General features: G+C 37.0%; 10 protein-coding genes and 4 pseudogenes. 3 read left to right on the top strand and 11 right to left on the bottom strand.

Annotation, left to right across the window (positions count from 1 at the left end):
* Both DW657_RS15780 and DW657_RS15775 read left to right on the top strand, forming a co-directional pair.
* Positions 1-576 (top strand): relaxase/mobilization nuclease domain-containing protein (locus DW657_RS15780; protein WP_158577408.1); only part of this gene is annotated, 576 nt, incomplete at its 5' end.
* Positions 577-608: 32 nt separating this feature from the next.
* Positions 609-1,360: pseudogene (locus DW657_RS15775) on the top strand (hypothetical protein).
* Positions 1,361-1,620: 260 nt separating this feature from the next.
* Here the strand turns inward: DW657_RS15775 and DW657_RS15770 are convergent.
* From DW657_RS15770 to DW657_RS15725, 9 genes and pseudogenes are all read right to left on the bottom strand, one after another.
* Complete coding sequence (locus tag DW657_RS15770; protein WP_117664306.1) at positions 1,621-2,172, bottom strand: hypothetical protein; 552 nt, start codon at positions 2,170-2,172, stop codon at positions 1,621-1,623.
* Between the two features lie 35 nt (positions 2,173-2,207).
* Positions 2,208-2,588: a hypothetical protein gene (locus tag DW657_RS15765; RefSeq protein ID WP_117664305.1), complete on the bottom strand. Its 381-nt coding sequence runs from the start codon at positions 2,586-2,588 to the stop codon at positions 2,208-2,210.
* 443 nt (positions 2,589-3,031) lie between these two features.
* Positions 3,032-3,262: a hypothetical protein gene (locus DW657_RS15755; RefSeq protein ID WP_117664303.1), complete on the bottom strand. Its 231-nt coding sequence runs from the start codon at positions 3,260-3,262 to the stop codon at positions 3,032-3,034.
* Positions 3,263-3,522: 260 nt separating this feature from the next.
* The gene (locus tag DW657_RS15750) at positions 3,523-4,026 is read right to left on the bottom strand and encodes a hypothetical protein (protein WP_089542656.1); all 504 of its coding nucleotides are present in this window, start codon (positions 4,024-4,026) and stop codon (positions 3,523-3,525) included.
* The gene (locus DW657_RS15745) at positions 4,023-4,439 is read right to left on the bottom strand and encodes a hypothetical protein (RefSeq protein ID WP_118212207.1); all 417 of its coding nucleotides are present in this window, start codon (positions 4,437-4,439) and stop codon (positions 4,023-4,025) included. The genes DW657_RS15750 and DW657_RS15745 overlap by 4 nt, the downstream gene beginning before the upstream one ends.
* 235 nt (positions 4,440-4,674) lie before the next feature.
* Positions 4,675-5,169, bottom strand: a pseudogene (locus DW657_RS15740) (RHS repeat domain-containing protein); the annotation flags it as partial.
* A 303-nt stretch (positions 5,170-5,472) separates the two neighbouring features.
* The gene (locus tag DW657_RS15735; RefSeq protein ID WP_118212208.1) at positions 5,473-6,342 is read right to left on the bottom strand and encodes a transposase; all 870 of its coding nucleotides are present in this window, start codon (positions 6,340-6,342) and stop codon (positions 5,473-5,475) included.
* Positions 6,343-6,451: 109 nt separating this feature from the next.
* The gene (locus tag DW657_RS15730; protein ID WP_118212209.1) at positions 6,452-6,802 is read right to left on the bottom strand and encodes a transposase family protein; all 351 of its coding nucleotides are present in this window, start codon (positions 6,800-6,802) and stop codon (positions 6,452-6,454) included.
* Between the two features lie 101 nt (positions 6,803-6,903).
* Positions 6,904-7,068, bottom strand: a pseudogene (locus DW657_RS15725) (tyrosine-type recombinase/integrase); the annotation flags it as partial.
* 11 nt (positions 7,069-7,079) lie between these two features.
* Between DW657_RS15725 and DW657_RS18470 the strand changes: the two are divergent.
* A pseudogene (locus DW657_RS18470) lies at positions 7,080-7,373 on the top strand (hypothetical protein); the annotation flags it as partial.
* Between the two features lie 25 nt (positions 7,374-7,398).
* On the opposite strand, the gene DW657_RS15715 reads toward DW657_RS18470, so the two are convergent.
* Both DW657_RS15715 and DW657_RS15710 read right to left on the bottom strand, forming a co-directional pair.
* On the bottom strand, positions 7,399-7,959 hold the full coding sequence (locus DW657_RS15715; RefSeq protein WP_233547163.1) for a hypothetical protein: 561 nt from the start codon (positions 7,957-7,959) through the stop codon (positions 7,399-7,401).
* 60 nt (positions 7,960-8,019) lie between these two features.
* A complete protein-coding gene (locus tag DW657_RS15710; protein ID WP_117664302.1) occupies positions 8,020-8,595 on the bottom strand; it encodes a hypothetical protein in 576 nt (191 codons plus the stop codon).
* Between the last annotated feature and the right edge of the window lie 46 nt (positions 8,596-8,641).

Here is an 8,641-nt window from a genome sequence, read left to right as displayed (position 1 = left end):
AGGAATGATTACAGGCGTAATGAGCAAGTTACCAAGGCTCTAAAATCCAAGTATGGACTTACTTACGGAACGGACAAGAGCAAGACTAACACTCGCAAATTGCGCAATGCAGAGCGTGCCAAATACGAGATTCACAATGCTGTAAAGAGCGCATTGAGAATGGCAGATAGCTGGGACGAGTTCCAAAGTGAACTTGCAAAACGAGGTGTTCACTTAGAGTTTGTCTATAAGGATAAGGAGCGAACCAAGGTTCAAGGCATCCGATTCTGTAAAGACGGATATAGCTTCAAGGGTACGCAGATTAGCCGAGAATACAGCTTTGTCAAGTTGGATGCAAGACTTGGCACAGAGTATAATCGTGTATCGCCAAGAGCCGAATCTATGCAGGGAGGACAATCAAGTTGTCACCAAGTAGAACAGACTCAACCAACGGCAGAACATACCCAAGACCCTTGGAGTGGTATTTCTTCCATCGGCTTGTTCGCTCCGTCTAATGCCCAGACTTATGAGCCATTCCCAGAGGAAGAATCCGCTAAGAAGAAAAAGAGAAAACGCAGAAAGGGCTTCAGCCTTTGATGCAAGTTACAAACTTAAAAATAGAATCGAACATGAAAGAAGAACTATTGGAAGCCTCTACGGCACAGTTGAAAGATTGGAGCAGAAAGTCGATGAACTTTCTGCTTCACCAAAGAATGCAGAGGCTGGATGCATTCCTGTCCCTGTAAGTGTTGATACATGCAAGCTTGAAAAAGCCATCCTTTCTATAGCTGTAAAAGAAGGGGAGTCTATTGACAAATTGGCAAGATTAAGAGAGGCTATCTGCATCTTTACCGACCTTACCAAGAAAGAAATAAGTAAAGATGAACAGCGAAGCAAACTCTTGTTTGATGCAATTAATCAGGTGAAACAAGAGCTGAATGCCACATCAAAAAATGTGCAGGACAAACTTCACGCAATGGGTAATACACCTCTGAAGAAAGTTGTTACCCATCGCTTCGAGCCAACTTCAAAGTGTGTTCTTCTTTTCATTGGTGGCTTGGCTCTATCTCTTGTTATCTCTATTTGGGGCAATCTTACCCAATGGCGAGAACACCAAGACTGGGAGGTGGCTGACTTGAAATATCGGGCATTGAAGATGGTTCTTCCATCTGACGACCCCAATGTTCGATACATCGAAAAGAATTTTTCTGTATGCCCAAATAAAGAAGTTATTGAGAAAGTGAGAACTCGTGTAAATATTTACGAGGACTCAATTTGCTACCATAACGAAATGAGACAGATGGCAGCAATTAAAGATAGCATTGCTAATAGCCTATTTAAAGAGGCGAATGAAATTAAAAAGAAAATTAATCAGAAATAATAGACAACGACCATCTGGTACAAGCGCATTCTTCGCTTCGAATCGGGTAGGAGGTAAATGCTAATCATAAAAGGCAGTTGCTTCCTATTTTCACATTTACCGACCTCCCACACCAGGCTTATTAGGGACTTGCACCCATTAGAATAAGCTCATGCCGAGCGTACAATAAACTGTGTTAAACAATAATTATTATAGTTTAATACAGTTTGTTTTACACGCTTGCAATTGCTTTCTTTTACTGTTCGGCTACAAGCTATTAGTTACAGAGAAATGGAAAACAGATTACCGTATTTAGAGTTATTTGATATTGTTTTAATATTATGGTACTCTATACTATGTTTGAGATGTAAATATGAATACGATAAATTAGAGCTATTATAAATTTCAATATCAAAATATTTATAATCAACGGTTCTAATGGTATTGCATTTTATCCTCTGTAACATATTTCGTATTGAATCAACTTTTGAATAGTTCCATCCTAAGTTTTTCAATAATAGATTAAAATTCTTGTTATCTAACCTTTGTGAGTTAGCTTTTTGAGTGACTCTTTCTCCATTAATTACTTTTTTGCTTATTATAATAATATCAACACTATTATTTTTATCATTAATATTAAAATTAACATAATTTTCTTTTTTTAAATTTATTGGAATAGAGTTATTAAATAAATTAGTAACATCAAAAAAAAGCTCTGCATTATTTTCAAAATTTTTTTTCATCCACAACACATCGCAACTCTTACTGTAATCACATGATTGCAGCAGTTGTAAAAGTATTAAACCAAGTAATATTTGCATTAAATATTTCATACCTGTTATTTTAAATTATTTCACAATTTTTACGTTTACCCAATTAAATCCTTGATATTTTTTGATTGTTTTGTTAATCTAATCAGAACCGACTTAGCTAAATTATCATCTAATGAATTATATCTATTGATTAAAAAATCCTTCAATACAGAGAAGCTAATAGTCTCACCACAATCCTCAAATATCAGTTCTTTTTTATTAAAATGGATTATTGAATTTATAAAATTTGATTTTCTTTTTCCTATTATTTTAAATATATGCCCACTTTGGTCAACATATTTTTGATTATTGTAGTATTCTTCAAAGATACTATTATCGCCAGGATAATCCCATAAGTCTCCAATATGGGTTTCTTCCAAATCCTGTGAACTTAAATTACTTAAGGAAATATTAAGTATAGGGAATTGTATTGACATATTACTTGATTATTTATTCAAAAATTCTAAACAAAGCATACATTATAGACACAAAACCAACAACATATCCTTGAAGATAATTAATATAGTTTATTGTAAAACTCGGTGGGAAATTACGCCTGTCTTTGTATGTGATATTTAGGAATGTAATACCAAAGAATATTGCACAAATACTATCATATCTTTTAAATAAGATGGTTGTTATTCCTAAGCATATCATCAAAATTGAAAAAATCAAGTAAGTGCTATTTTTTATGGCACTTACCGACTTTTTGTGCTTAATAACAGAAAACATTATTGCAATTCCTGTTATAGACGCTAATATTCCCCAAAGACAAATATAGTTCATATTGTTTTGCTTTTATGTTATAACTAAAGAACGATTGGCTATTGAATTTATTGCGTTGATTTGCAGCATAATCAGAAAACGCACAATAATATGTCTAACATTTTTTCCATGTCTCACCAAGCAGAGATAACTTGGCGACACGCATATTCAAGTCATACACGTTTTTACGCCAAAGGTGTGTCTCTGCGTTCCTGCTCTCCATCCTGCTTCTGTCGCGCCATTCAAATAGGCCGATTACTATGGTACATCCTACGACGATGGTGACAATCGTTATGCCAAAAACCATCCATCGGCAGACATGCCCGGTCTGTTTCTTGTGTTCCATTTTGTTGCTGATTTTTTATAATTCTACTACATTTTGATATGATTTAATTTGTTTGAACTGGCAAAGTTACGGTTGGAATGTCACAATCAAGAATTTTCGCAGCATTTATAACAACTTTTATGGAATAAAGACCTTTATGGGAATGCGATGAAGATGGAGAGGGTTGCAATCATACAATTGGGCATACAAAGACCTTTGTATAATATCTTATAAAAAGGGACTGTGCCATTTCACACAATCCCTTTTTGAAAGAATTTTAATTAGTCTATATTGACTTCAGCTTTATAGCTCTGATAAATTTCTCCTCTATTATTGTATTTAAATAGAAAAGCCGAAATAACAGGCGATCCATAAATGCCAACCATTTTATCTTTTGGTAGGATGTCGCATCTTATCATTCCTTTATATGGCTCCGAAAAATTTGCTATATACATACAAGAATCACAAGTTTCAGGACCGAATATAGATAATAAAGCTTCAGAATATGTTGGAGCGTTCCAAATAAATTTTTTCTCTATTCGATAAGACCAGAGAATTTGTTTGGTCTGAGTATCAACCATATCTGAAAAAATATCCCAATCAAGATCATAAATCGAATCTGAAACACACAGTTCTTTTGAATGGTAATAAACTTGCAGAATATCAAATGCCATATTTATAGCTCTCTGCTCATTTTTATTACCATAAATGATATTCTGAGCTGCTATCGTCAAAGAAGCCCCCAAAATGCACATCAAAAAGAATATTCTCATAATGATTCTCATTTTATTTTAATATAATGAGCCTTTTTCCCCATGGAACTATTGTACTTCAACGAAGTTAAAGCCGATTCATTAAAAGGAATAATATTACCTTCTTTTGTATGGATCGCTTTATAATTTAACCTTTCTCCATAATTAAACCCTTGTTTGTTGAGTTCATTGCGGATTATATTCATGTTATCAACAACTGGTCCAGTTCCAAAAAGTTCTGTAGAATCATGATAGTCTCCACCTATTGTTGTATGATGAAGTTCATGTAAGAAGGTCATGCCAAAACCAAGCGTATTGCCATCTACACCAACAGCACCTTTAACCATGTTACTGATTTGCTCAAAACTGAGACCTATTTGAGTTCCAGATGTAACAGTACGTTTAGCATGATAGGATACTTCTATCTCGGTTTTGTTGTCAATCATTTTTTATCAAGAAATTCCTTGCAGTTTTACTTCCTGCATCTATTTCTTTTCCTTTTTTGTTGGTAATCTTATTAACAATAGGTTTTCCTTCATCATTTTTAGCATATTGCAACTTGTTATCCTTGTCCAAACTGAGTTGTAATCCCGTTTGAGAAGCCAAATCTTTTATTACAGACTGAGTTGTTGACAATTTAAGTTGTTCATCAGCCAAACGAACTTTTGTCATATCAATTTCCATACCTGTAGGATCTGTATATTTCAGCGGATTAGAAATAACATAACAATACGTTGACACATTGGAATATTTTTCTTCTTTGGGATCTATAGAAAGCCAAAGACTCAACCTCGGATCATAGTACCTCGCTCCATAGTAATACAATCCTGTCTCCTCATCGAATTCCTTCGCATTGAAAAGATAAGGTGTATTCCAAATGTTGTTGCGCTCCTCAACGAACACTTCACCGAAAGGAACATACTCGATATGTTGCACCACCTCGCCATCAAGATTGGTGATGTAACTACTGCTACCCAAATGGTCTGGGTGGTAGTAGAACTGCATCTTCTCGTATGTATCGCCTTCTTGGAAGTTATTCTTTGCAGCTCTCGCTAAAGCTCGTGTCTGAGCAGCCTCCAAGCTGCCGTCATTGCAGCAGAAGCCCTTGCCATCGACATAATCGTTGTTGTCCTCGCCATTGTACGGCACTGCAAAGGTTGCCTCCTTTTTTTCTATTTTATCTGTCATATTTATATTCATTTTTCCAAAATCACAAATTGTGACTTTGAACATTACCATATTTAACAGCATTCAAAGGTAGTGCTTTTAGCCTATAAGCCACTATTGCACAAACCCTTTCTATAAAAAGAACGTAAAATTAATAGTATTATTGCTGTGATTGTACTTTTAGTAATCGCTTCACTCGTTGTACGGTACTTACCCCTTAACCACTCAACTTTGCCACATCCCGAACGGAATATCCCTTGCGGAGCAGACTTATTACGGGTCAGTCCGAAAACTCGGTTGCAAGCAACAAGCCTATGCACACAGTTTTGTTAATCTGAAAAGAAAAAAAGGAATATCGGCAACACCTCTGAATTGGCTTCTGAACGCTTTCACCTTGGCGTTGAACGATTCCGCTCCTGCATTGGTTTGCCTGTTTACAAAATAGTTCAAGATAGTTTCGTAGTGATTTGTAAAGGTATCGATGACCGTGCGAAAGGCATCTCCAGACAACTGCTCTACCTTGTTGAACCACTTGGCCAGTTTCGTCCTGGCTACATCTTTAACACACTTAGTATTGAATATATCTGTCAATTCCATGGCAAGTCCGTACGCCTCCTTCAATTCTGGATAGAATTCAAAAATAATATCGGCTCTCCACCGCTGCGACGGTGTCCACTTGGATTCATGTTTCGTGAGTATAAATTTGGCACGGGCCAAAAGCTGCTTGCGGGTATCACCGTTGGCATGTCTGAAAGGTATGTACCTGATGTCTTCCTCACGACATTTCCTCATCTCTTCGTTCTCCAGGTCGCGCACCATCCAGCGCAGTGAGATGCGCAGGTCATCCACAGCCTCATAGTATATTTTCTGTACGTGAAAACGATCGTTCGTGATGCGTGCTCTGGGAAACACCGTGCGGGCAATCAGCATCATGGAGGATGAAAGGTCCAACGTAATCTCCTCAACGCGAAGGCGTTTCTTCCGTGAGATTGTTTCTATCACAGTAATTACATTCTCAGCCTTCGTGCCGTGTACAACGGCCACGATAGTACCAGGACCGCCATGACCGTCCTTGTTTGTGAGAAATGTGTAAACCTCGCCGCTGCTTAGACAGGTTTCGTCTATGCTTAGATGCGAACCCATATTTTCTGGGAATATCAAATATTCGGAAGCATGCTCCAACTGCTCCCACAGCCAGAAGTCACTAAAATGGTCCTTATACTGGGCGCAGAGCAATTTCCCCTTTACGCCATAGTGAGTTGCGATTCCCTGAATGCTTTCAGCTGTGGTCTCAATCTTCCTCTTTTAAAAAAGCCACAAACTCAGGGGTGAGTTTGGAGCCAGATTCAGTCAGATTATCATATTCGTAAGTAAATATTTCGCCAGTGGAACGGTCAATCCATTTGCGTCGGCGAACATGCAGGTATACACCGCGCCCACGAATTGGAAAGTCCTGGATGGTCTTGTAGTCTGTAAAGCCGTAGGGCCGTACCGTACCTTTCTTGTAATCCTCACGGGACATATATTCACGTTCCTCAAGCCAATAGTTTATGCTATCAGGGGTTTCTTCACAATTGGTAAATTCAAAATTCTCTGTAATTACCTTAGGAAATACTGTCTGTAATACTTGCCATTGTTTCATGGCGTAAAGATACAAAACTATATCCACTTAATAAAATTGCAACCGAGTTTTCGGACTGACCCCTTATTACTTCCCTATATTCGGCTTTCATCTGTTCTTCCCTATTTTCCAAGCGACTTGAACATCTTGGTGATGCACTTTTTCTTCTGTTCCATGTTCGGATGAACATAGAGATTAAGGGTTGTTGTAATATTGGCATGACCGAGCAGTACGCTTACGGTCTTGTAGTCGCAGTTGCCTTCAATGCAGCGTGTCGCAAAGTTGTGATGCGCAGTGTACCATTAATCAGGTGAAACAAGAGCTGAATGCCACATCAAAAATTGTGCAGGACAAACTTCACGCAATGGATAACACACCTCTGAAGAAAGTAGTGACTCATCGCTTCGAGCCAACTTCAAAGTATGTTCTTCTTTTCATTAGAGGCTTGGCTCTATCTCTTGTCATCTCCATTTGGGGCAACCTAACTCAATGGCGAGAGCATCAAGCTTGGGAGGTAGCAGACTTGAAATATCGGGCATTGAAGATGGTTCTTCCATCTGACGACCCAAATGTTCGATACACCGAAAGTCACAATATGACTTGGCAAGAAACATGTCTTATTTGGTTTCATATATGAATTCTATTGTTTCATAGTGTTTCCTATATTCTTTTTTTAATTTTACGACCCTATTATTCTTATCATAAGTAAAGACACCTGTATATGAAATAATGACGTCAGACATGTTTGGCTTATATGTATAACTATATTGAGTAATAAGACAATCCTTGACTATAATTTCAATACTTAACACATAGTCAACACTGGCATCAAGATATGTGTAATACTTATTGATATTTTGTATAGAAATCTTTTTTTGTTCCCCTATTGGCTTTGTAAATGACAAAATTTCGCTTGGGTCATAACTTGATAAAATATCAGCAATAACACATGCATCCTTATATATGACCTCGGGATATTTTAGCATTATTCCATAATCTGTTAGGCTATTAGATTGATTTAAAAATATCTTTTGACGCGTTTTGTCATCTGTGGACAATTTAATCAATCTACCCTTTTTATTATATACCCCGATTTTTTTCCCGTGTAGAAATAAACTTCTCTCTAACTTATAACCATTACTTAAAATGTTTACAACAGTCTGTGATTTCAATTCCAAACTGTTTAGAATTGAAATCACAGAAAGTATTAATATCGCACAAAATCTCATTACTAATTTTTATTTAGTTCCTTTCCAAAAGATAGTTCTTCCGTATACTGCTGTTGATTGTAATCTTGTTTTTCCAGCATTCATATTACGTTTGCCGTCATTAAAATGCGTTGGAGCAATGCGAATTTGAGGTGCTTTAAACGATTTTCCAACATTTTTCTTCCATTTTGCATAATGCCCATCGGAGATTTTCCATCCCATAGTGTTCATATGAATTTCGAATCTACCTGTGCTTCTACGCATGTCATTTGAAGAAAATTGGGCTTGTTCTGCGCCATCCCACATTGTTGCCCCATAGCTGTAATCTGTGCCACCAAACAATGCATTAATTTCTGCCGCTATTGCTGTTCGCATGAGAGGTAATTCATTTCTTTGACTTTCACCTTTTTTACGAAAGTCTTTAGCTGGCTCAGAGTTTACACCATAAGCTTTGGAGTTTCTTTGATGTACACTTGCAATTGCATACATCTCTTTCATCATTTCATCACTTGGTTCGTCTTTTTTATTTCGAACGAGATATGCACTACTCTCCCCATAAACGGCAGATGCTTGTCGGACAAACTTATCGTAAGATATGTTTAACAATTTTGCATTTTTTTACTTCAACTCAAAGGTTGCCATAAGCAGCACC

Origin of the sequence: Prevotella sp. AM23-5, from assembly GCF_003473645.1 — a bacterium.
GTDB classification, from domain to species: Bacteria; Bacteroidota; Bacteroidia; order Bacteroidales; family Bacteroidaceae; genus Prevotella; species Prevotella copri_A.
The sequence above is the reverse complement of the archived record's forward strand: the minus strand, read 5'-3'. Positions and strand labels throughout refer to the sequence as shown.